Source organism: Nocardia asiatica NBRC 100129 (genome assembly GCF_000308415.1).
Lineage (GTDB): Bacteria > Actinomycetota > Actinomycetes > Mycobacteriales > Mycobacteriaceae > Nocardia > Nocardia asiatica.
Window position 1 is genome coordinate 1 of record NZ_BAFS01000312.1, and the last position, 250, is coordinate 250.

General features: G+C 72.8%; 1 protein-coding gene. It reads right to left on the reverse strand.

From position 1 onward, the window contains the following. Nucleotides 1–246, reverse strand: a 246-nt coding sequence (locus ON27_RS29165) for an IPT/TIG domain-containing protein (RefSeq protein WP_174377898.1), incomplete at its 3' end; no start/stop codon positions are given. Between the last annotated feature and the right edge of the window lie 4 nt (nucleotides 247–250).

Genomic DNA, 250 nt, shown 5'->3' on the forward strand with positions numbered 1-250 from the left:
GGTGGCTCCGGTGAGTCCCGTGCCGGTGAGGACGACGGTGTTGCCGCCCGCGGCCGGTCCCGAGTTCGGGGCGACCGAGCCGAGGGTCGGTGCGGCGACGTAGGTGTAGGAGACGCCGTTGCTCGTGCCGCCGGCGGTGGTGACGCTGACCGCGACCTGCCCCCCGGCCCCGGCGGGCGCGACAGCGCTGATCAGAGAATCCGAGACCACGCTGAAGGAAACCGCGGTGTTCGCACCGAAGCGCACGGTC